The following is a 24,477-nucleotide window of genomic DNA, read 5'->3' as shown; positions in this document are numbered from 1 at the left end:
ATTAGCTACCTGATTGACTACTCTTAAAAGTGTATAGCAATGTGCAGGGCGTTTTATTATTTACGCATTATCCTTTAGTCTAAATTTGCTTGTTATGTAAGCAGTCTTTCTATGAGTTTGCGTTCACTCTCCTTTTTGGAATAACCAATGTGGCACGATTCTGCTATTAAACACAAGGAGTGAAGCTTAATGTTTGTTAGGTGAGCAGCTATGTGAGAGCGCAGAGCACGATGAAAAATAAAAATACCTGTGCCAGTGAGAAGGATATTCTCTTTTGCTAACACAAATTAAGGAGAACAGTAGTTTGGAGTATAAGTGCGAAATACAACATTGCCTACAATTATAGATGTGGAAGCAAGTGGATTTGGGGCGGCAAGTTACCCCATAGAAATAGGCATTGTGCGCTATGATGGTGCAAAGTGGTGCAAGCTACTAAGGCCATTTGACTCTTGGGTACACTGGGATACAAAAGCAGAATCGCTTCATGGCATCTCTCAACAAATGTTACAAGCACGAGGCGAGGAACCTCATAAGGTGTGCGTTGAGCTTAATAATTTTCTGGGGAATACAGTTGTATACAGTGACGGGTGGGTGGTAGATAACCCTTGGCTTATAAAGCTGTTCTCGGCTGCGCAAATTGAAATGTCGTTCACCTGCCGCGCCCTTGAATATATATTGAGTGAGTCTCAAATGGATAACTGGCATGACGTAAAAAATAGTCTTTCCGCTGAACTAGACGTTAAGCGTCATCGGGCGAGTTCAGATGCAATGATAATTCAGCAAACCTATGCTAAAACAATGGCACTCACTCAGAAATGATTCTGTATTGCATTTGTTGTTAGGGTGCGTCAATTTTGGTATCGAGGCGTTCGAAAAGCTAAAGGTAGTGATATTTCTAGAACAGGTAATTAACACCTAATGAAAGCGCCATATTCTCTTCTTCTCCAACTTGTCTATGCTCAATCTCAACGGCCATATTTAACCCTTCGCTTTGGCCAAGTAGCCAGCCTAATCGCGTAAAAGTACCCACATCGTGCGGTAAATAAAGCCACTCAGCATAATGTTGAAAAGCGGTATTGTTTGTTTTGTAGGTCGCATAAACCTTTTGAGGCACCCAGGTGTTAAAACGCCGGCTGGCGCTAAACATACCTTGTGAGCCCGCTGGATAGGTATAACTGTTGTCGTAAAGGTAGGTTTCGGTCGTAGATTGAACGCGGTACATACTGTTTAGCTGCCACCGAGCTATCTTCTTGCTCTTAAATTGAATTGGGCTGTAGAGGGTATCATTTACATTCGCGAACACAGGTAAGGCTGTTATTGAGACAGCCAGCGTGAACGCTATAAGAGTACCGGAAACTACATTCATGGAAGAGCCCAAGTTGTTGTTATCATGGCTTGTAAACAACCAGAAACTACAAGCGATAGTGTGTTCGTTATTTAAGCATAGCTGCAAAAACAAAGGATGGAAATAGGCTTTACCGTATTTAATTTAGGGGGCTAGCTTGTCTCACCTGAAAGACTCAACAAAAAACACCGCTAGGTTGCATAGCTTCAATGTAAAGCGTAACAAGCTAACGGCGTTTTCAAAGAGCGTTAATGGCTTATCGTATTAAATCGATGCTTTTAACGCTTCCGCTTTATCTGTTGCTTCCCATGGGAATTCGTCACGACCAAAGTGACCGTATGCAGCTGTTGGGCGATAAATTGGGCGCTCAAGATCTAGCATTTGGATAAGGCCGTAAGGGCGCAAATCAAAGTGTTCGCGCACTAATGCAACGAGTGTTTTCTCATCTACAACGCCAGTCCCAAAGGTATCGATGCTGATAGACGTTGGCTCTGCCACACCAATTGCATAAGACACTTGGATTTCACAGCGCTTAGCAAGGCCCGCGGCAACAATGTTCTTAGCAACGTAACGACCCGCGTATGCTGCACTGCGGTCTACTTTAGATGGATCTTTACCAGAAAACGCGCCACCACCGTGACGAGCCATACCACCGTAAGTGTCTACGATGATTTTACGACCTGTTAAGCCACAGTCGCCCATTGGACCACCGATAACGAATCGACCTGTTGGGTTGATGTGAAAGCGCGTATTTCCATCAATCCATTCACTTGGTAGTACTGGCTTGATGATTTCTTCCATTACCGCTTCACGTACTGTTTCAGTGCTTACTGAATCACAGTGCTGAGTTGAAAGTACAACCGCGTCGATGCCTACAGGCTTGTCGTTTTCATACTTGAAAGTAATTTGGCTTTTCGCATCTGGGCGCAACCAGTCTAGCTTACCAGATTTACGTACTTCCGCTTGTTTTTGAACAAGGCGGTGAGAGTACGTGATAGGCGCCGGCATTAATACATCAGTTTCGTCGCTCGCGTAACCAAACATCAGGCCTTGGTCACCCGCACCTTGTTCTTCTAGGCTTGCGCGGTCAACACCTTGATTGATATCAGGAGACTGTTTACCGATTGCGTTTAATACCGCACATGAATCGGCGTCAAAGCCCATATCTGAATGCGTGTAGCCAATTTCTTTAACAGTTTTTCGGGTAAGTTCTTCAATGTCTACCCATGCAGAAGTGGTTACTTCACCACCTACTAAAACCATACCGGTTTTTACATACGTTTCGCAGGCCACCCGAGCGCGAGGATCTTGTTCTAATATAGCGTCAAGAACCGCATCTGAGATCTGATCAGCAATTTTGTCCGGATGTCCTTCAGACACTGACTCGGATGTGAATAAATGCGTGGCCATAAATGCTCCGTAAGCGTTAAATTATCAAAATAGTCGTATATTGTACTAAAACAAGTTATAAATACCAGTCTTTACTTCTAGACGTCTAAAAGTCTCTTTGTTACGAATAGTTGACATAACCCGATCATTTTTGGGGTTATTTCGATGTATAACAAAGACAAAGACATATAAGTGTTATCGGTAATGCCGTGGGCTTTGTAAGCTTCTTTGATGTTTTTGGATTTACTTTCGATAATGGCAATGAAAATCCATTGAACTGAAAGGTGGCATGGGTAAGAATAGCCTCACATTCAAAAGTGCCTAGAAGTAGAGCAAGAGCAGACAATTGATGTTCCCCAGTGCTCACATCAATTACTACCGTGGTACCAAAAGATACAAAATAAATCAGGAGACAACATGCCCTCTCGTCGTGAACTCGCCAATGCTATCCGTGCATTAAGCATGGACGCCGTTCAACAAGCTAAATCTGGTCACCCAGGTGCCCCAATGGGGATGGCTGATATCGCACAGGTACTATGGGGTGATTTCTTATCACATAACCCTGCAAACCCATCTTGGGCTAACCGCGATCGCTTTGTGCTTTCAAATGGTCACGGCTCAATGCTGTTGTACTCTCTTCTTCACCTTTCAGGCTACGAACTGCCAATTGAAGAGTTAAAGAACTTCCGTCAATTGCATTCAAAAACGCCAGGCCATCCAGAATATGGTTATGCGCCAGGCGTTGAAACCACCACTGGCCCGCTAGGTCAGGGCATCAGTAACGCAGTGGGTATGGCGCTTGCCGAGAAAGTGTTAGCGGCACAGTTCAACAAAGACGGTCACACTATCGTAGACCACCACACCTACGCGTTCCTAGGTGATGGCTGCTTGATGGAAGGTATCTCTCACGAGACGTGTTCACTGGCCGGTACACTAGGCCTTGGTAAGTTAATCGCATTTTGGGATGACAACGGCATTTCAATTGATGGTGAAGTTGAAGGCTGGTTCACCGACGATACTCCAGCACGCTTTAAGAGCTACGGCTGGGAAGTGATTGAAGGCGTTGACGGTCACGATGCTGAACAAGTAAAAGCTGCCATTGAAAAGGCGCAGGCGAATACGGCGCAGCCTACACTTATTTGTTGTAAAACCACCATTGGTTTCGGCTCGCCTAATAAAGAAGGTACTGAGTCTTGCCACGGTGCACCGTTAGGTGATGACGAAATTGTCGCTACACGTGAAAAGCTTGGCTGGAGCCACGGCGCGTTCGAAATTCCAGACGATATCTACGCGGGCTGGGATGGCAAAGAGAAAGGCTCAAAAGCGGAAAGCGCGTGGAACGACGCTTTCGCTGCATACGAAGCCGCCTACCCAGAGCTTGCAGCAGAATTCAAACGTCGTGTAAATGGCGAATTACCAGCAGATTTCAGCGATAAAGCAGATGCAATTATTGCTGAACTTCAAGCTAACCCACAAAACATTGCTTCACGTAAAGCGTCACAAAATGCATTAAATGCATTTGGGCCGCTACTTCCAGAGCTATTAGGTGGCTCTGCCGACCTTGCAGGTTCTAACCTAACTATTTGGGAAGGCAGCAAAGGCGTTGAAGCAAGCGATGCATCAGGTAACTACATTTATTACGGTGTACGTGAATTTGGTATGTCGGCCATGATGAACGGTATTGCCCTTCACGGTGGCTTCAAGGCGTACGGTGCAACCTTCCTAATGTTCATGGAATATGCACGTAATGCGGTACGTATGGCAGCGCTAATGAAGCAGCCTGCAATTTTCGTTTACACCCACGATTCAATTGGTCTAGGTGAAGACGGCCCAACCCACCAGCCGGTAGAGCAGGTGGTTGCGCTACGTGCGACTCCTAACCTTGATAACTGGCGTCCTTGTGATCAGGTTGAGTCTGCTGTGTCGTGGAAGTCTGCTATTGAGCGCACTGACGGCCCAACAACGCTGATCTTCACACGTCAAGGCTTAGCGCAGCAAGAAAGAACGGCTCAACAAGTGGCCGATATCGCGAAAGGCGGTTACGTACTTAAAGACTGCGAAGGTACGCCAGAGCTTATTCTTATTGGTACCGGTTCTGAGGTTCAGCTAGCCGTTGAAGCCGCAGAGAAACTTACCGAGCAAGGCAAAGCCGTTCGCGTAGTGTCTATGCCATCAACTGACGTATTCGACCGTCAATCTGCTGATTACCGTGAAAGCGTACTGCCTTCTAGCGTTGTTAAACGCGTAGCGGTTGAAGCGCTGTCTAAAGACAGCTGGTACAAGTACGTTGGCTTTAATGGCGCTATCGTGGGCATGGACACCTTTGGTGAGTCTGCGCCTGCTGGCGATTTGTTTAAGCACTTCAACATTACCACTGACGCTGTAGTAGAGGCTGCACTGTCTCTGTAAGAGGTAATAGATAAGCCTATGGTAAATATTGCCATAAATGGGTTTGGTCGCATTGGTCGCAACGTGTTGCGTGCGCTGTATGAAAGCGGGCGCAACAACGAATTCAACGTAGTGGCCATTAACGACATTGCTAAACCCGAAGGCATAGCACATTTACTTAAATACGATACCGCCCACGGGCGGTTCCGTTTTGATGTGGCCTTAGAAAACAATACGCTTAATGTGGCAGGCGACGATATTACACTGCTCGCGATAAGCGATATTAAAGACCTACCCTGGAAAGACTTGGGCGTTGATATTGTGCTTGAGTGTACGGGGAAATTTGATGACAGAGCATCGGGGCAAGCGCATTTAGATGCTGGCGCTGGCAAAGTGCTTTTCTCGTCACCCGGTTCACCAGATTTAGACAATACGGTCATTTTTGGAACCAACGAAGACACGTTGACCAGTGAACAAAAATTAGTCTCTAACGGCTCTTGTACCACAAACTGTATTGTTCCGGTTATTCAAGCGCTAGATGCTGCGTTCGGTGTCGAAAGTGGTACGATCACAACCATTCACGCGTCTATGCACGATCAGCAAGTTATCGACGCTTATCACGAAGATTTGCGCAGAACCCGCGCCGCGAGTCAGTCGATTATTCCCGTTGATACCCGCCTCGCTGCCGGTATAGAGCGTATTCTGCCTAAGTTTGCGGGCAAGTTTGAAGCTATTGCGGTTCGAGTGCCTACTATCAATGTTACTGCCATGGATTTAAGTGTAACGCTTCAGTCTAAGGTAACTATTGAGCAAGTGAATCAAGCCCTTCGCAATGCAAAAGCGGGGCGTTTACAGGGCATTTTGGACTACACCGAAGAGCCTTTGGTGTCAGTAGATTTCAATCACGACCCTCACTCGTGTATTGTAGATGGCACACAAACAAGAGTCAGTCACAAACAGCTGGTTAAAACACTGGTGTGGTGTGACAACGAATGGGGTTTTGCAAACCGTATGCTCGATACCGCTAAAGTGATGTTCGACGCAAAATAAAGCATTGATGCTGCCAAGGGGTGGTGGCACCAGCCCGCGCAGCTTTCACAGTTAATTTGAGCGTGTTTGACTTGTTGAAACACGCTCTACTGAATTTAAATTAACATAGGAAAGACGATGGCAATTCCAAGCATGAGCGATATGGCCCTAAATGGTCAGCGCGTACTAATTAGACAAGACTTAAATGTGCCGGTAAAAGACGGCAAAGTAACTTCAGATGCGCGTATCAAAGCATCTATTCCTACGATTAAAGCAGCACTAGACGCTGGTGCAGCAGTTATGGTGATGTCTCACCTTGGCCGTCCTACTGAAGGCGAGCCTGCGGACGAATTCTCTCTTCAACCTGTTGTTGATTACCTTAATGATGCCCTAGACGTACCGGTTAAGCTTGTTAAAGACTACCTAGACGGTGTTGAGCTTAGCGAAGGCGAATTGGTTATCCTTGAAAACGTACGTTTTAATAACGGCGAAAAGAAGGACGACGAGACGTTAGCGAAACAGTATGCAGCACTTTGCGATATTTTCGTCATGGATGCCTTTGGCACCGCTCACCGTGCACAAGCGTCTACACATGGCGTTGCTAAATTCGCGCCAAAAGCCTGTGCTGGCCCATTACTTGCTGCTGAATTAGATGCACTGGGTAAAGCGCTAGACAACCCTAAGCGCCCAATGGTTGCTATTGTGGGTGGCTCTAAAGTATCTACCAAGTTGACTGTGTTGAAAACATTGGCTGAAAAAGTAGACCAGCTGATTGTTGGCGGTGGTATTGCTAATACTTTTATTGCGGCGCAAGGACACAATGTAGGTAAGTCTCTGGTTGAAATGGACTTAACTGAGCAAGCTACGCAGCTTATGAATGAAGCACAAGCAAATGGCGGTAATATTCCAGTGCCGACTGACGTAGTAGTAGGCAAAGCGTTCGATGAGAATACCGAAGCGACGCTTAAAGTAGTCAGTGACGTTGCAGACGACGATATGATTTTTGATATCGGTCCAGACTCGTCAAAAGCGTTAGAAGATATTATTAAGAATGCGGGCACCATTGTTTGGAATGGCCCTGTAGGCGTTTTTGAATTTGAACAGTTCAGTGCAGGTACGAAAGCGCTTTCAGAAGCGATTGCAGCAAGCGACGCATTCTCAATCGCAGGTGGTGGTGATACACTAGCAGCGGTTGATAAATACGGAATTGCCGATAAGGTTTCTTATATTTCGACAGGTGGTGGCGCGTTCCTTGAATTCTTGGAAGGTAAAACACTACCAGCGGTAGCAGTACTAGAAGAAAAAAACAAATAAGCCAAAGCGCTGCACATGAAAGCAGCGTGCTATAGCGAATAAGAGTTCATAGAAGCTCATTAAAGCTAAGGCCTAGTGCAAAGTTGCCCCAACATGCGTCACGCTCAGTAACAGCATTTTTGAGCGTGACCCTATAATCGGAAACGATTACACCTGCGAAACAGTGAAGTACGCAGGCATAAATACCAATCTTATTACAGATGTGTTTACTTAAGGTGTCGGCGTGCCGAGTCTGAGACAAACAGATCTTTAATAGAATTGGTATAACAATAAACCCTACACCTGTCTATTAAGGCAGTAATATACAAAAGGAGTGTTGCAATGGCATCACAAGCTCAGCAGGCAATGTTGGATAAACTGAAAACACAAACCGGTTTTATTGCAGCGTTAGATCAAAGCGGCGGTAGTACACCGAAAGCGTTACGCTTATATGGCATTGAAGAGTCTGAATACAGCTCAGACGAAGAGATGTTTAATCTAGTTCACGAAATGCGTACGCGCATTATCACCAGCACCCCTTTTAGCGGCGAGCGCGTTATTGGCGCAATCTTATTTGAAAACACCCTTGATAGAGAAATTGAAGGCATGTCTACTGCGCACTTCTTGTGGCAGAAAAAGCGTGTTATTCCTTTCCTAAAAGTTGATAAAGGATTGGCTGAAGAGAGCAATGGCGTTCAAGTGATGAAGCCTATGCCTGGGCTTGATGCACTGCTTGCTAAAGCGGTAGCACAAGACGTATTTGGCACTAAGATGCGCAGTGTTGTAAAGCTTGCGAATCATCAAGGTATTAAAGATGTCGTTGCTCAGCAGTTTGAAATTGGTAAGCAAATTTTAGCTGCTGGCCTGGTTCCAATTATCGAGCCAGAGGTTGATATACACAGCCCGCAAAAAGCAGAAGCTGAAGCGCTACTTAAGTTAGAGATCCTAACCCAGCTTAATCTTCTTAGCGAAGGTGAAGAAGTGATGCTTAAGCTAACGCTACCAACCGAAGCCAACTTTTATAAAGAGCTTGTTGATCACCCTCGCGTACTTAAAGTGGTTGCACTTTCTGGCGGCTACAGCCGTGACGACGCAAACGCGAAACTGGCAGAAAACCAAGGAATGATCGCGAGCTTCTCTCGAGCATTGACCGAAGGCGTATCTGCACAGCAATCTCAAGAAGAGTTTGAAGCAACACTAGATAAAGCGATTGAAGGTATTTACCAAGCTTCTAAAGCGTAACAAAAAGCATTGGTACAATCTTCATTATAAAGTTGTAAGAGCGCCACTGGCGCTCTTTCTATTTATTCACTGTTTTGCTGATTTTTTAGCGGGTAAAGTCAAACTTGGTAAAAAAGCGTTCAGCGTCTTTATTACCAAAGTCATAGCCCATTTTCGTTAGCGCTTGTAAAGCATCTTCCACAGAATCATAAAAGCAATAAGGAACCTCAGCAGCGTCATAACACTGAGAGATCTGTTGCTTAGTTGTCAGCATAATATCGGTATCTAATATCACCACAGCAAGAAATGACAGGCCGCGGGCTTTCCTTACGCGTGTTTGCTTTACAAAAATATCAAAGGTGGAGGGAGGCATCAGGCTTTCACCATAAAGACAACTTAACTGTATCCATGGTCTACCTTGTTCGAATGTAGAGATATCGGACGACATCTTAATCACGCCATTTCTCATGGTTTCATCATTCCATGGACCGCGCGCCGCGAACATCAGTAACTGACCGTTCGCTTTACTTTTAAATTCACCGTGTGGATTATTCATGGTTAATACCTTTTTGCCATGTATAAACGTTAGCATTCTGACGTTTATCTGCAACTAACCATAAGGCTAACAAATGTACTAACATGTAATATTTGTGGTGTTAGGTCTATTAGTTTGCGCTTAGTCGTCTTGTTGAGGGCGTTCAGCGTTTACTCTTTATTGAGAATATTTATTCAGTAATACTGGAATAACACTAACATCACGCAAAAGTGATTACGCCAAAAAGCAAAAAGAGAGGACCTGATTTAAAGTGTTCCGCAAAGGTTTACGGGTCCATATAACGAAAAATAAGGTGAGGTATGTTTAGAAATAGCAGTCTCAGATGCTCGTCTGTAATGATGCGTAAGGCAGTATTAACTGCACTTTTTTACGGGGGCGCCTTTGCTTTATCAAATACGGTGTTACCCAGTACAGTCTTTGCCAATACTGAAGCTGAAATTACCGATACAGACGATAGCCAGTATTTTAAATCGGAAGATATCTTTAATTTGGAATACGTGAGTGATGTTCAGATATCTCCAGACGGTAAAAATATCGCCTATGTGCGTCGTTCAAACGACATTATGTCAGACAGTAGCCGGGCAAATGTGTGGCTAGCGTCGGTTGATGGCAAGTCAAACCGCCCCTTACTTTCATCAAAAAAGAATTACTACTCTGTTCGCTGGTCACCTGATGGAAGCCGATTGGCTTATCTATCCAATGAAGAGGGCAAACCTCAGCTTTATGTGCGCTGGATGGACACGGGGCAAACGGCGTTAGTTACCAACGTTACTTCAAGTCCCAGTAACATTACGTGGTCGCCTGACGGTAAATACATTGCTTTCACCATGAGCGTTGATGCAAAGGAAAAGCCGCTTGACGTTAAAATGCCGAAGAAGCCGGAAGGCGCAAAGTGGTCGCCTAAATTCCAATACATCACTAAGGCGCGCTATCAAGCCGATGGGCGCGGTGTTCTTGAGCCAGCTTATACCCATATTTTTATCGTTCCTGCCGATGGAGGCACAGCACGCCAGCTGACTTCAGGTAACTACCACCACAATGGGCGATTAAGCTTCTCCCTCGATGGTGACAAAATCTATTTCTCTGCTAACCGCAGTGATAACTGGGAGTATGAACCAGTTGAGGCCGATATATTTTCTGTTGATATGACGGGGAATATTGAACAATTGACGCAGGATAAAGGGCGAGAATCGTCACCTGTTGTATCGCCGGACGGAAAGCATATTGCTTATGCGTACCGTGACGACGAAAAAGTGATGTACAAAAATAGCTATCTGTATGTAATGAATAGCGACGGCTCTGACCAAAGAAACATAACGAAAGACATTGATAACTCGGTGTCTAATTTTTACTGGAAAGATAATAAGCACGTTTATTTTCAGCAGTCGGTTCGCGGTTTAGCGCAGGTGGATGTGGTATCGCTTTCTGGCAGTGTAAAAGCCGTAGCTAGAGGGCTTGGCGGCACCACGTTAGGGCGTCCTTACGTATTTGGTACTTATCACGCTGTTAACGATGTTGTGGCTTATACTAAAGGGCGTACAGACAGACCCGCCGATTTATATGTCACCACCCGAAGCGAGCGACAGCTTACTTCGCTTAATGAAGATGTTTTAGGCCACAAAAAATTAGGTGAAGTTAAGGAAATAGTCTATCAATCTTCTATCGACGGCGAAGAAATTCAAGGTTGGTATATTCTTCCGCCAAACTATGACAGCTCGAAAACCTATCCGCTAATTTTAGAAATTCACGGTGGACCTAATCTCGCTTATGGCCCTGTCTTTACGGCTGAACTTCAGCGCATGGCAGCCGAGGGATATGTGGTGTTTTATGATAATCACAGAGGCAGTACGGGTTATGGTGAGCGCTTTGCACTGCTACTTCAGGGGAAATATAGCTCTGAGTACGACTTTGCCGACCATATGTCTGGAGTAGACGCGCTGATTGAAAAAGGCATTGCCGATCCAGAGCGTTTATTTATAACGGGTGGCTCTGCAGGTGGCATTGCATCAGCCTATGCCATTGGACTTACAAACCGTTTTAAAGCAGCCGTGGTTGCAAAACCCGTTATTAATTGGTTATCGAAGGTATTGACTGCCGATTCGGGCCTGTACCAGATACCTTTCCAATTCCCTGGCAAGCCTTGGGATAACGTAGAACACTATTGGAAGCGCTCGCCATTATCGCTCGTGGGCAATGTAACTACCCCCACCATGTTGATTACTGGAGTGGAAGATAAACGCACGCCAATGTCTGAAACTGAGCAGTTCTATCAAGCGTTAAAACTTCAAAAGGTTGATAGTGTACTCGTGAAAGTACCCGGCTCACCTCATGGTATTGCCTCTAAACCTTCTAGAATGATTGGTAAAGTGGAAAACATTTTGGCGTGGTTCAAAAAATACGACAGCGCGCACTTTGATGATACCAAAGCCAAAGCCGAGTAATTGAATCAACGTTTAGATACGTTAGTTTCGCAAGGCTAGAGATAAATGGGGCTATTGTTCCGAGCCAATCGGTTCAATGCCCCATTTTTATAATCCGAGCCTGACGTTTTTCTTATTCTATCGTGGGATGAAGTTGCTCGATATCAGGAAAAACAGAAAGCTTCAAATCAAGGGATTTCCAGTAGTGACTTTCACGTAGTAGGTCAGCAGAGATTATAGGTTTTTCATCTAACCAGCCTTCAGGAAAGGTAATGGCCAGTTCATTCTTTTCTACCTTAACAACGAGATCAGGTACAAAACCCTCTTGGCGTTTAATATTAAGCAGCACACCCAAACGCAGTAGTGCAATTAAATGCTTTACCGACTGCTCATCAAAAAGGTTGAACGTGGGGAGTTCATTGGTTCGAATTTTCTTTCTGTGAAAACGCACGAGTGTAGCTAGCAGTAACTGTTGTTCCTGCGTAAATCCAGGCATGTCCACGTTGCCAAGAATATAGGCGCTGTGTTTTTGAATACCCCGAGAGTTAATTTGCATGCCTACTTCATGAAGTAAAGCAGCCCAACCCAGCATACTTTTAAAGTCACGCCCTTTAAGTTTCCATTCTTTTTCAACATCATTGAAAAGTGACAGCGTTGTATTAAGCACCATGGTTGCTTGTGACGTATCTACATCGTAGCGGGTGGCCAAACTGCTCGCGGTTCTGCCTCTAATATCAGCGTGATGTAACTCATCTTCCATCTGATAAAGTACGCCTTCGCGCAAGGCGGCAGGCGAGTAAACCAAGCCTTCAATTTCTAGCGCTCTGAAAACAGCAATAAGAATAGCGAGACCGCCTGCAATAACAACACGACGGTCTTCACTTAAATCTGGGTAGCTTAATTTGTCTATATGGCCTGCGCTTATGAACTGCTTCATCAAATTGCGTAAACTTTTAAGCGTTACCGGGATATCGTGGCCATTGGGCCTGTCTTGCTGACAAAGAGTGAACAGCGAACGAATAGTTCCTGACGTACCAATACATTGGACCCAGCCAAGTCTGCGATACTTATTGTCAATTAACTCAAGTTCTTGCTGCGCAGCAGTTATGGCGCGATTGAACGCTTTGGACTTTAGCTCACCGTCAGGGAAAAACCGTTTGGTATAGCTAACACACCCCATTTGAAGGCTGCGGCAAAGCAAAGGGGTAAACCCTTCGCCAATAACAAATTCTGTTGAACCACCGCCTATATCAACGACCAGTTGTTGACCGTCTGCGTGATTAGTATGGGCAACGCCAGAGTAAATAAGACGCGCTTCTTCTACGCCTGAAATCACTTCTATAGGGTAGGGAAGGATGTCTCTTGCTGCGCTGATAAAGTCTCGTGCGTTACGGGCCTTGCGCAGCGTATGAGTGGCAACGATTCTGACTGAATCAGGCTCAAACCCTTTAAGGCTTTCTGCTACTACCTTAAGCATAGACAGCCCGCGCTCCATTGCCTCATCAGACAATACGTCGTCTTCGTTGAGCCCTTCGGCCAAGCGAACTTTTTGTTTAACTCTATGCAGAATTTGCACAGACCCAGCAACAATACGTGCTACTACTAAGTGAAAACTATTCGAGCCAATATCGAGTGCTGCGACTTTACTGACTTCGCGGGTTTCCACGTCATTAAAAACTGATTCGTGCTGGGTCATGTACTAATCTTATATCCTACATAGTGTCTTCTTGCTTCTTCAAATAGTCGTATATTTCTATTTGCGAGCGAAGTTTTTTACGATTTCCCCTCGCAACGTACTTGTTGCTCTGATCCTTGTCAATCACTCGAGCTTTCAGGGTATCTTTAAATTGTAGTTCCATTATATCAACAATGCGCTGTTGAAGACCTTTATCGTAAACCGGGCAGCCTACTTCTATGCGGTTGTCCATGTTTCGGGTCATCCAATCAGCAGATGAAATATACACTTTTCTCTCGCCGCCGCCTTCAAAAATCATTACGCGAGGATGTTCGAGGAACCTATCAACAATAGAAATGATTTCGATGTTTTCGCTTATTCCTTTTATCCCAGGGTTAAGCGAGCACATACCACGGACTATTCCGCGGATCTTGACGCCAGCCTGGCTGGCTCGGTACAAATCATCAATCAGTTCTTTATCAACAAGGTTGTTAATCTTGAAGGTGATTTGAGCCTTTTGACCTTGGTTTAGGTGCTGAATTTCTTGGCGAATTAGCGACTGAATTTTGGTTCTCGCGTTTAACGGCGATATTTGTAGGTGCTGGAATTTATAACGTCTATAAGGGTATTGAATAAGATCGAATACCGCTACCCCTTCATTGGCCAATTCTTGATTGCGGGTGAATAAGCTGTAGTCGGTATAAATTTTCGCGGTTTTCTCGTTGAAGTTACCTGTACCGAAATGGGCATAATTCACCAAACTGCCCCGTTCTTCGCGGGTTACAATACACAGCTTAGAGTGAATTTTTAGGGTGGGCACACCAAGCACTACACGAATGCCCGCATCTGTCATGCGCTTAGACCATTCTATGTTTGCTTCTTCGTCAAAACGTGCGCGAAGCTCTACCACTACGGTTACTTTCTTGCCGTTATCTACCGCGTCAATTAACGAGTTTATTATGCGGGAGTTACTCGCCACTCGATAAATATTGATGCGTATAGCTTTTACATTTGGGTCGAAAGCCGCTTGTCGAACGAATTCGGTGAAGTGCAGGAAGCGGTGATACGGGTAATATAGCAGTATATCCCGTGCAGTAATTGCATCAAATACCGTGTTGTATTGAGAGAACGCTTTGCTGTCGATGGCCGGCAGTGGAGTGTGCTCTAAATATTCTCGACCCACGTTGGGGAAGCCAATGAAGTCTTTAAAGTTACGGTAGTGTCCCGCAGCGTGCATGGTATCAAGTTTGGTTATTTTAAGACGTTTGCGAAGGTCTGACTGCATATCTTCTGGCATGTCAGTGTCGTAGATAACGCGCACCGGTTCAGCAATGAGACGCTGCTTCATGCTTTCTGACATTTTCTCTACGAAACTTTCGTCAATTTCTTCGTTAATCGAATATTCTGCGTCACGGGTCATTTTGAATGAAAAGGCTTCAATTTCGTCAAATTTCACAAAACCGCGGAAAATATCCTCAATGCACAGCTGAATCATGTCATCGAGCATAACAATGCTCTTTTTCTTACGGCTCTTTTGCGGAGGGATCAGCATAAAGCGCGACATTTCAGAAGTGGGAACTTGAATAACGGCGAATTTAGGGTTGCGTTCTTTTCTTCGTAACGCAACATACAAATAGACAGAGTTTCCGTTTAAGCGGCTTAGCAGATCTGTTTTCTTATCAATAAGAATAGGCGCAATATGGCGCAATGCTTTGTTGATAAAATAATTGCGTACCCACTGCTTCTGATAATCGTCTAAGTCATCTTTACGCAGGATATGAATATTGTACCGGGCAAGGGTTTTGACGACGTCTTTATGGATTTGGTCAAATTTTTCAGAAAGCTGTACTACTTTCTTTTGTATCTGCGCCATAAGTTCGGTGAGGCGCTCTGCTTCTTCTTCGTTTCCGTCATTTTGGGCGATAGTGATAAGGCGTTTAACATCTGCCGCGCGTACCCGATAAAATTCATCAAGGTTATTAGAGTAAATACCAAGAAAGCGAATGCGTTCTATTGCAGGGTTATTTTTATCCGCGGCTTCTTGCAATACGCGTTCGTTAAACGATAGCCAGCTTAGCTCTTTGGGATAATATAAAACGTCGTTATCCATAATGTCTCAATTCACGTTCATAAAAATGGTCAAAGACTGCCACCAGTCAGTGACACTACTGTGACAACACGTATTTTGGCACTAAAGCCTACGTAATACGTTGCGGTGATTCCGTTACCTATGGGCATGACTATGAGACACTGCGATAGTCCCTCGCGCACTCATGCCCCTATATTTATCGCGTTGCAGTAATATCTACGACTAAGTCATTAGCTAACGACTCTAGTGCATCTTGTAATGCTCCGTCGTCGAAGTCTTCCGTTACCGCAATTTCAGCTTTTGCTTTGAAAATTAGGCTACCCCAGTTAGGCGCGCTTTCACAATGAGAAGCAAAGGTGAGAATATTCAAGTTGAATTGGTTGAGAACAGATGTGAGTTCTTGGACGATGCCAGTTTTGTCATTGCCCATTACATCAACCGTTAATTTGGTATTGTTGTTATTTTCATTGTTGGCAACCGCTACTGATTGCACCGACAAATCTTTAATGGCGTCTAGTGCATCGATTAAGCCTTGTTTATTCTCGTCGGCAACATGTACTTCTACAAAGCCAGTAAACATACCCGCCATATGCGCAAAGCTTGACCCTTGCCAGTTGCCTTCATGCTTGTATACACACTTCGCGAGTGCGTCTACCAAACCAGGCTTGTCTTTACCCATAATGCTGATAACCAATGATTGCATGTAATGCTCCTTATTGGGCGTGTAGAGAAAAACTTTGATCGTCTTCCTGTAGGGTAATACCATAGGCGCAGAATAGGTTGCGCGAAGGTAATGCCATAAACTTTCACTTGCTATTAGCATAACAAAACTTACACTGCTCACCAGTGCAATTTAGGGTTATTCTTCTTAAAAAAGAAGAATTTCGAAAATAAGAATTATTAAACAGCCCCATGACTTTCGACAGCAAAAGCATAAACAAGAAACGCCAGCGCAGAGATAGTTGGTCACGCTATGTAGTGACGGGCTTTGGCGGCCTTGTTTTGTTGACCCTGGTTATTCTTATTACCCATCTCATTAGCCAAGCGCTTCCCCTAGCTTACACTCCTACCTTACATCATCAGTTAAGTGTTGAAACACCAGACGATGAAAAGGTGATAAGTGCAGGTGACATTATCAATAGCCAGCCTATGCTGGTTAGAAAATCAGACTGTCGATTAGGTCTTAAATTGCTCCAAGGCAAAGATCTGGTAAGTAACCACGAATATATTCGTCCATGCGAGCATAGATTGTCGGCTCACAGTGTGATGGGGGAGAACTATATTGTCGACGTTTCGCCCAATGCGCAGGTACGGGTCTTACCGGTAAGGTCTTTTAATCTGACAGGCAGTAGCGAAGTGAATATCGCCGCTAACGCTCCACAAACAGCCCTGTCGAACAGCATTACGTTCGCGCTTCCCAAAGATGAGTGGGATAAACGCAGTAGCTGGAACATAGCACTGTCTTCTAAGTGGGCTGTAGCCTCTATCGCTCAAGACGACAGCTTTTTCATCCGTTGGGTTAATCGGCATCGCCCTACGCAGGTGGTAGATAAACGATTTCATAATATAGACAGGCTAGTGTTGCTACCGGGCAGCGAGAGTGTGTTGCTTCAAGTAGATGACGCCCTTTACCTTAACAGACTTGATGATAAAGGCACTTTACTACTTCCCATAGCTGGTGGCATCTCTGCGTCATTAGATGAAAAGATTATTTTTCCTCTAGCCAAAGACCGCACCTTCTTTCTAATGAACTCAGAAAATCAAACACTGACACGTTGGGTGCTCAGTAAAAGTGAAAAAGGTCTCACCTTTGAGCAGACTTATCAGATAGCGGTTCCAGGTGAAAAAGTAAAAGCGGTGACAGAACATGCCAGTATGAACTTAGTGGCCGTGCTAACTGACAAAGCACGTGTATTGCTAGTAAATCGGGTATCTGGCGATGTGGTGGCTTCTCAAAAAATAGAACGGGCCGCTAATAATATCATTTGGTATGGGAATAAGCTTTACAGCTACTCTGACAACACCTTGTCGGTGTGGGAGGGCAAGCATTTAAGTGGTATTACTACGTGGGCATCGCTTTTTGAACCTCAGCACTATGAGGGATATGAAACGGAAGAAACTGTATGGCAAACTACCAGTGCCTCTGACTTTCAAGAGGCAAAATTCAGCTTAACCCCGCTTTTAATCGGCAGTATCAAAGCTTCCCTCTTAGCGCTGCTTATTGCGATACCTGTTGCTATCGGCGCTGCAATTTACACCGCGTTTTTCGCTAAAAGCCGATTGCGCAACATCGTTAAACCTGCCATCGAATTGCTTGAAGCTATCCCCAGTGTTCTTATTGGTTTCATTGCGGCCATTTGGTTATCGCCAAAGGCTGAACAGTTTTTGTTTTCTTTTGCATTTTTTCTGATTGTTATTCCCTTTGTGCTTATCGCGGTTGCTCTAGTGCAGCGCCCCGTTGCAGAACATTTACCAAAGAAGTTTAGGCATGGTGCAGAGCTGTTTTTTGCTATTAGTGGTGTGTTCCTTTTAGGTTATGTCAGTGTGGAATATGCGCCATCGCTCATCTTCTCGCTGATGGGGATTGATGGGTTTACGTTGCTAGCGGCGGAATCAGATAGTCCTATTGGAAAAACGACCATAGTGGTAGCCCTAGCGTTGGGGGTAGCTATTTCACCCAGTATTTACTCGCTAGCTGAAGATGCCATCAATGGTGTGCCTAACGACTTAAAACATGCTTCATTCGCATTGGGAGCGACCCGGCTACAAACTTTGCTGTATGTTGTGCTACATGTTGCCCTACCAGGTATTGTTGCCGCAATAATGTTAGGCTTCGGGCGCGCGTTTGGCGAAACTATGATAGTACTTATGGTAACGGGAAATACACCAATCTCCAGCTGGGGACTTATAGAAGGTTTGCGAGCGCTTACTGCTAACTTGGCAATTGAACTTCCTGAGGCTGATGTTTCATCAGCGCATTACCAGATTTTATTCTTCACTGCATGCATTTTGTTTGTGTTTACCTTCATAGTAAACACAGTAGCAGAGCTTTTGCGGCAGCGTATAAGAAGAAGGGCGTACTATGGCTAATCAAGCATCTTTTGGATTTAATCCGGTCCAACGCCAATCGCTAGTCATCAGCTTAACCGCTTTTTTCACTAGTCTATTGCTGATCGCTCTCGTGAGTGTACTTATACTGATTAGTTTTCGCGGTACCGCTTATTTTTGGCCAGAGCCTATCTACACTGTGAAGGGCAAGTATCAAGACGGCTCCACGTTCTCAGTACTCGCGAACCTCTTTGAAGAGCAATCAAATAACAACGTTACCCTTAAGTATTCGGATGCTCAGCATCCTTATGGTTTTCAAGTTCAGTTATCCCGCAGTCAGGTGAATGATACGCGACTTGCGAAAGAGAGCGCGGAAATTAAGCTGATAGATGGTAGGCGTGTTTTGGCGGTACCTGAATATATCGTTGTACCGTCCAAGCCGCCTCAAGCCCTAGATAATATTGATACAGTAATCGAAGAAGTAGCACAGATTAGTGCACAAATTGAAGCGCTCAATACCCGTCATCTTGCGCCTATACACGAAGCGCTGTCTCAGTTTGATAAACGTAACGTGGTGGAAGACGCGCCGGCAAGAGAGCGCTTAGTTGCTTCATTTAACGAGTACCAAAAACGAGTAGAAGCGCTCGAAGACACTCGAGCTGAATATACCTTGCTGGTGAGTTTCGCAGATGGTGCGCCCTTTGTTATCCCTATTTCAAGCATTCAAGATGTGGATTTCGTAAGCCGTTTGAGTACATTCGAAAAATGGCAGGTAGTGTTTTCAGAAATTGGCGTGTTTCTTACTGATTCCCCTAAGCAAGCTAATACTTCTGGCGGCGTATTCCCCGCCTTGTTTGGCACTGTCCTCATGGTTTTTTTAATGACCATAATTGTAACGCCTTTTGGGGTGCTAGCCGCTATTTACCTAAGTGAGTATGCGCCCAATACCGCGCTAACTACCATTATTCGTGTGAGCGTAAGTAATATGGCGGGGGTACCTTCGATAGTATACGGGGTATTCGGACTTGGATTCTTCGTTTATACCCTAGGTGGCAGTATTGATGAGCTATTGTTTAGCGAAACACTACCCGCGCCAACCATGGGCAGTCCAGGTGTGTTTTGGGCGGCGTTGACCATGGCAATTTTGACTTTGCCTGTGGTTATTGTTGCTACAGAAGAAGGCTTGCGCCGTGTACCAGAAGGGTTGAAAGCAGGCAGCTACGCATTAGGTGCAACTAAAATTGAAACCATAGTGCGTACCGTTTTGCCTATTGCGTCTCCTGGCATTATGACTGGCGTAATTTTAGCTATTGCAAGGGCGGCAGGAGAAGTTGCTCCTTTAATGCTTGTAGGGGCGGTTAAGTTTGCGCCAACGCTGCCCATAGACGGTGAATTTCCTTATCTTCACCTTGATAGACAGTTTATGCATTTGGGCGTGCTTATTTATGACGGTGCTTTCCACAGCCAAACCGATGGGAAAAGTGCAAGTATGATGTTTGCTGCCTGCTTGCTTTTACTCGTCGTGGTCTTTGTATTAAACATACTGGCAGTGGTACTTAGAGCGCGCCTGCGCAAACGCTATATCAAAGGATAATACAGGTTTTATAACATGTTGAAGTTGTTTGAACACAATACGCTAAACGTTAATGATATTAGTGAAGCACAAACTGCAGTTGAGGTGAAAAACCTCAATTTATGGTTTGGTAATAAGCATGTGTTAAATGACATCAGCATGCGAATACCCAAAAACAAAATTACGGCGTTAATTGGTCAAAGTGGTTGCGGCAAATCAACCCTAATAAGTTGTTTTAATCGCCTTAACGACTTGTATGACGGTTGTAAATATGAGGGTGAGATTATAATAGACGGTCGAAATATCAATAGCCGTAAAGTAAACGTATCACGCCTTAGATCTAATGTGGGTATGGTATTTCAGCGCCCCAACCCATTTCCCATGAGCATTTATGAAAACGTGTGTTACGGGCTCAAGCTTCAAGGGGTGAAGGTTCGCCGACACTTAGACGATGCCGTTGAAGGCGCATTAAAACAAGCTGCATTGTGGGATGAAGTAAAAGATCGCTTATTTGAATCTGCCCATGTTCTATCGGGCGGACAGCAGCAGCGTTTAGTGATTGCCAGAGCGTTGGCGCTAAAACCTGACATACTTTTGTTAGATGAACCCACGTCAGCGCTTGACCCCTTAACCACACTCTTTATCGAAGAGCTGATGGACTCGCTAAAAAAGCAGTGCACCATTATTATTGTGACGCATAACATGCAACAAGCGGCTCGGGTAAGCGACTATACTGCCTTTTTCCATCAGGGGAGGCTGATAGAGTATGCCGACAGTGACACTCTGTTTACTATGCCGGTTAAAAAGCAAACCGAAGATTATATAACGGGGCGATATGGATAAAGTATCAGTGAACGGGTGTCCTAATTTCGAATTATGCCGCGAGGAGAATTCACCATGCGACAAGTAGCCTTAAATACGCACATCTCAGGTACGTTTAATATTGAGTTAGAAAACTTGCGTAACTCGGTATTAACCATGGGCGGTGAAGTTGAACAGCAGTTGGTGGATACGTTAAAAGCGGTAAAGCACAACCATGCCGCACTGGCTGAAAAAGTGGTGTTAAATGATTTAAAAATTAACTCCATGGAAATTCAAATTGACGAAGAATGCCTGCGTATTATTGCAAAACGTCATCCTACCGCCAGCGACCTACGTTTAATTATGACCATTTCAAAAGCCATTACCGATATAGAAAGAATGGGTGATGAGATTGAACGTATTGCCAAATTAGTAACGCGCAATAAGCTGCCAAGCTCAGATACTATTAAAAGCAGTATGTTGCTTATTGGTGAAAGGGTAGCGGCTATGATGCGTGGCACATTCGACGCCTTTGCCCGTCAGGATGAAGCTGCTGCATTAGAAGTGTACGACCAAGACAATCGCATTGACAGTGAGTACAAGCGGCTACTGTCGTATACCACTTCAGAAATGCAGAAAAGCACCGACGATATGCAGGATTGGCTAGATGTGTTGTGGGCAATGCGCTCGTTGGAACGCATTGGTGATAGATGTAAAAACGTGTGCGAATATGTGGTTTATCTTACTCGCGGTACAGACGTAAGGCATACGCCGCTGGAAAACATGCAGCAAAAACTGGAAGATTTGACGTAATCCTGTCCAAATGGTCAGTGTTATTTTGCGTATCAGTGAATAAATATGAATATTTGTGAAATTTATTTGTCATAAAAATGCAATATTTGGTGGATTTATCATCGCATTCAAATAATTCCGTATACTTTTATCGTTTTTCAGTGATTTTCGCTATGGCTTCTATGACGATTACGTTATCATGCGCCGCAGCCAAGAACAGATCGTGCAAAATTTAATCGAACCTTATGATAAAACACAATTTGTCTTTAACTTCTTTCTCTAACCTTTGGGGTGAAGAGATCATGCTACTTACTCAAGTAGCGTCCAGCCTAAATCGCGTTTAGATCGGGAGCGATTATCCGTGGAATTTTTTGAAAGTTATGGCCTAATTCTTATAATCCTTGCCGCCGGCGTCGGTTTCGTCATGGCATGGGGTATTGGAGCGAATGACGTTGCCAACGCAATGGGTACGTCAGTGGGTTCTAAAGCTTTAACCATAAAACAAGCCATTATCATTGCAATGATATTTGAGTTTGCTGGCGCCTACCTAGCAGGTGGCGAAGTAACGTCTACCATTCGAAAAGGGATTATCGACTCAACCTTTTTTATAGACATACCTGAATACCTAGTATTAGGTATGATCTCGTCACTACTTGCGGCTGGAATATGGCTAGCGGTAGCGTCTTGGTTGGGATGGCCTGTATCTACAACGCACTCTATTATTGGTGCAATCATCGGCTTTACGGCAACTGGCGTCAGTATGGACGCAGTAGCGTGGGATAAAGTGGGTGGTATTGTAGGTAGTTGGGTAGTAACACCGGCTATATCGGGCATCATTGCTTACCTTATCTTTATGAGCGCTCATAAGCTCATCTTCCAAACTGCTTCTCCGTTTGCCAATGCCAAGCGTTATGTGCCGTTTTATATGGCATTAGCGGGCTTTGTGATGTCGCTTGTTACTATTAAGAAGGGGCTTAAGCACGTAGGCTTGGAACTTAGCGCTCTTAACGGTTATCTGCTAGCAATTGGGATAGCTGTAGCACTTGGTTTCTTGGGTAAATGGTTCATAGGCCGTATGAAATTCAGCGGTTCTGAAGATGCAGACTTACAGGCAGCAAACGTTGAAAAAGTATTTGCTTTGCTTATGGTAGTAACTGCGTGCTGTATGGCATTCGCCCACGGTTCTAATGACGTAGCGAACGCAATTGGTCCTCTTGCGGCTGTAGTAAGTGTTGTCACCAGTGGCGGTGAGATTAACGCAAGCGCCACACTGGCTTGGTGGATTTTACCACTAGGCGGTTTAGGTATTGTTGCAGGTCTTGCTTTATTTGGTCATCGCGTTATTAAAACCATCGGCCAAGGCATTACACATTTAACGCCAAGCCGTGGCTTCGCCGCAGAGCTAGCTGCAGCGTGTACGGTAGTTATTGCATCAGGTACTGGTTTGCCTATTTCAACGACGCAAACGTTAGTGGGTGCAGTTTTAGGTGTAGGTTTGGCACGTGGTGTTTCAGCACTTAACTTAGGTATTGTTAGAAATATCGTTGTGTCTTGGATTGTGACCTTGCCAGCAGGTGCACTGCTTTCAATTGTTTTCTTCTTTATACTGAAGGCAGCATTTGGCGTAGCTTAGTAAGCTTGCCCTATTGTTATATTCAAAAAGGCCGCGCTTCAATGAAGCGCGGCCTTTTAGTATAAATCGATAGCTGATTAACCGTATCAATCTCGTGAGATTGGCGATTCAAATCCTCTTGGTTTAACACCTACCACAGCACACTTCAACTGGTGAATAGTTTCTTCGGCAGTATCTCCCATGATGTAGCCAGGCACGCCAAGACGAGATACTGTGCCCATAACGATTACATCGGTATCTAACGATGTAGTTGTAGCTGCAATTTCTCGACGTGGGTAACCATGCACAATATGGTTCTTAGGCTGTAAGTATTCCCAGACATTGTCGTCGAGTTCATCAGAAAGCTCAGAAAGTAGCTTCTCTAATTCTTTTTCACGCTCTGCGTGAATTTTCGCTAGATCAGTTTCCATTCTATCGTTATCAACGGTAATAAAGCCATCTCTGGCTATATTTTCCGGTACCGCATCAAACACGTGAACAATATGCAGCTGGGCAAATTCTAATAAGGCTATTTGGCTAGCGTGTCGCAGTATATCGCGGTTAAGGTCGCGTCTTATTGAAACCTCGTGGTTCGGGTAATGATAGTTAAGATCTAGTGCGGCTACTACGTTCTTGTATTGGCTGCGAGGTTTGTGGTTTATAACCCACAAAGGGCAGGGGCATTTGCGAAACAGCTGCATATCCAAACTGCCAAACAGTTTATCTAAAAAGCTTTCTTCTGCTCGCTTTATGACTAAGTCGATATTGTTATTCATTACATAGCGAACGATATCAATTAACGGGTGCCCCACCGTTACGGCTGTCGACACTTCATATTGTTTACTCCAGCTTTCAGCCTGCTGCTTCAACCAAAGCTGAGCCTGAGTTTCCATGGTTTGTTGAGAGTCCACGTAAGAGAATGACTCCATGACCATACTCGCATTAGGCGGTAGTGATTCAAGAGAAAGCATTATGGTAAGCGAGGCTTGGTGAGCTTTGGCGATATGCAGTGCTTGAGCAACTGTGTCATCTTGACGATGTGAGTCGCTCAACACACATAAAATGTTTTTATAATGTCCTTTCATACTGCCCTCAATAGTAGTTCGCTTAATTGATTGAATGATACAAGAGCGGGTCTTACTTTGCTGTAAAAACATGTGGTAATTGATGCATTTTTTTGATCCTAACGCTACTTATAAAGGCTTTCCAGTTGGGAATGGCAAATTCTTAAAAGCTTCTTATAAAA

General features: G+C 44.6%; 18 protein-coding genes. 11 read left to right on the top strand and 7 right to left on the bottom strand.

All coding sequences use genetic code 11. From position 1 onward, the window contains the following. Positions 1–315 precede the first annotated feature (315 nt). The gene (locus tag ACXACS_RS17700; protein WP_474808547.1) at positions 316–819 is read left to right on the top strand and encodes a 3'-5' exonuclease; all 504 of its coding nucleotides are present in this window, start codon (positions 316–318) and stop codon (positions 817–819) included. Positions 820–895: 76 nt separating this feature from the next. On the opposite strand, the gene ACXACS_RS17695 is transcribed toward ACXACS_RS17700, so the two are convergent. Together ACXACS_RS17695 and metK are read right to left on the bottom strand one after the other, a co-directional pair. Next, positions 896–1,366, bottom strand: a complete 471-nt coding sequence (locus ACXACS_RS17695; RefSeq protein ID WP_474808546.1) for a hypothetical protein — start codon at positions 1,364–1,366, stop codon at positions 896–898. A 243-nt stretch (positions 1,367–1,609) separates the two neighbouring features. Then, a complete protein-coding gene (gene metK, locus ACXACS_RS17690) occupies positions 1,610–2,755 on the bottom strand; it encodes a methionine adenosyltransferase (RefSeq protein WP_014948382.1) in 1,146 nt (381 codons plus the stop codon). A gap of 396 nt (positions 2,756–3,151) precedes the next feature. Here metK and tkt point away from each other — a divergent pair, with 396 nt between their 5' ends. From tkt to ACXACS_RS17670, 4 genes are all read left to right on the top strand, one after another. Then, positions 3,152–5,143 carry a transketolase gene (gene tkt / locus ACXACS_RS17685; RefSeq protein ID WP_474808543.1) on the top strand — a complete coding sequence of 664 codons (1,992 nt, stop codon included), beginning with the start codon at positions 3,152–3,154 and terminating at the stop codon, positions 5,141–5,143. A gap of 18 nt (positions 5,144–5,161) precedes the next feature. After that, positions 5,162–6,172, top strand: coding sequence for an erythrose-4-phosphate dehydrogenase (gene epd / locus ACXACS_RS17680; RefSeq protein WP_014948384.1), 1,011 nt, complete (start codon positions 5,162–5,164; stop codon positions 6,170–6,172). A gap of 117 nt (positions 6,173–6,289) precedes the next feature. Then, positions 6,290–7,465: a phosphoglycerate kinase gene (locus ACXACS_RS17675; protein ID WP_348669537.1), complete on the top strand. Its 1,176-nt coding sequence runs from the start codon at positions 6,290–6,292 to the stop codon at positions 7,463–7,465. A 321-nt stretch (positions 7,466–7,786) separates the two neighbouring features. Beyond that, the gene (locus tag ACXACS_RS17670; RefSeq protein WP_474808541.1) at positions 7,787–8,686 is read left to right on the top strand and encodes a fructose bisphosphate aldolase; all 900 of its coding nucleotides are present in this window, start codon (positions 7,787–7,789) and stop codon (positions 8,684–8,686) included. 85 nt (positions 8,687–8,771) lie between these two features. On the opposite strand, the gene ACXACS_RS17665 is transcribed toward ACXACS_RS17670, so the two are convergent. After that, positions 8,772–9,221: a hypothetical protein gene (locus ACXACS_RS17665; RefSeq protein ID WP_474808539.1), complete on the bottom strand. Its 450-nt coding sequence runs from the start codon at positions 9,219–9,221 to the stop codon at positions 8,772–8,774. Between the two features lie 299 nt (positions 9,222–9,520). Here ACXACS_RS17665 and ACXACS_RS17660 point away from each other — a divergent pair, with 299 nt between their 5' ends. Further along, positions 9,521–11,662, top strand: coding sequence for a S9 family peptidase (locus ACXACS_RS17660; RefSeq protein WP_474808538.1), 2,142 nt, complete (start codon positions 9,521–9,523; stop codon positions 11,660–11,662). A 112-nt stretch (positions 11,663–11,774) separates the two neighbouring features. Here the strand turns inward: ACXACS_RS17660 and ppx are convergent, their stop codons facing one another. From ppx to ACXACS_RS17645, 3 genes are all read right to left on the bottom strand, one after another. Continuing rightward, positions 11,775–13,337 (bottom strand): exopolyphosphatase, encoded by a 1,563-nt coding sequence (gene ppx / locus ACXACS_RS17655; protein WP_474808536.1) that lies wholly within the window; start codon positions 13,335–13,337, stop codon positions 11,775–11,777. A 16-nt stretch (positions 13,338–13,353) separates the two neighbouring features. Continuing rightward, entirely contained in the window at positions 13,354–15,426 is a 2,073-nt protein-coding gene (gene ppk1, locus ACXACS_RS17650; RefSeq protein ID WP_474808534.1) for a polyphosphate kinase 1, read from the bottom strand. A 175-nt stretch (positions 15,427–15,601) separates the two neighbouring features. Next, positions 15,602–16,108: a glycine cleavage system transcriptional repressor gene (locus ACXACS_RS17645; protein WP_474808532.1), complete on the bottom strand. Its 507-nt coding sequence runs from the start codon at positions 16,106–16,108 to the stop codon at positions 15,602–15,604. Between the two features lie 209 nt (positions 16,109–16,317). Here ACXACS_RS17645 and ACXACS_RS17640 point away from each other — a divergent pair, with 209 nt between their 5' ends. From ACXACS_RS17640 to ACXACS_RS17620, 5 genes are all read left to right on the top strand, one after another. After that, on the top strand, positions 16,318–18,495 hold the full coding sequence (locus ACXACS_RS17640) for an ABC transporter permease subunit (RefSeq protein WP_474808530.1): 2,178 nt from the start codon (positions 16,318–16,320) through the stop codon (positions 18,493–18,495). After that, positions 18,488–20,047 carry a phosphate ABC transporter permease PstA gene (gene pstA, locus ACXACS_RS17635; protein ID WP_474808528.1) on the top strand — a complete coding sequence of 520 codons (1,560 nt, stop codon included), beginning with the start codon at positions 18,488–18,490 and terminating at the stop codon, positions 20,045–20,047. The genes ACXACS_RS17640 and pstA overlap by 8 nt, the downstream gene beginning before the upstream one ends. Positions 20,048–20,062: 15 nt before the next feature. Further along, positions 20,063–20,869 (top strand): phosphate ABC transporter ATP-binding protein PstB, encoded by an 807-nt coding sequence (gene pstB, locus ACXACS_RS17630; protein WP_179982483.1) that lies wholly within the window; start codon positions 20,063–20,065, stop codon positions 20,867–20,869. A 54-nt stretch (positions 20,870–20,923) separates the two neighbouring features. Beyond that, a complete protein-coding gene (gene phoU / locus ACXACS_RS17625) occupies positions 20,924–21,640 on the top strand; it encodes a phosphate signaling complex protein PhoU (RefSeq protein ID WP_014948403.1) in 717 nt (238 codons plus the stop codon). A gap of 340 nt (positions 21,641–21,980) precedes the next feature. Beyond that, positions 21,981–23,252: an inorganic phosphate transporter gene (locus ACXACS_RS17620; protein ID WP_474808525.1), complete on the top strand. Its 1,272-nt coding sequence runs from the start codon at positions 21,981–21,983 to the stop codon at positions 23,250–23,252. An 86-nt stretch (positions 23,253–23,338) separates the two neighbouring features. On the opposite strand, the gene ACXACS_RS17615 is transcribed toward ACXACS_RS17620, so the two are convergent. Next, a complete protein-coding gene (locus ACXACS_RS17615; protein WP_474808523.1) occupies positions 23,339–24,316 on the bottom strand; it encodes a universal stress protein in 978 nt (325 codons plus the stop codon). Positions 24,317–24,477 lie beyond the last annotated feature (161 nt).

Source organism: Alteromonas sp. AWM4_230, from assembly GCF_056158305.1.
This window is presented reverse-complemented; position numbering and strand designations above follow the sequence as displayed.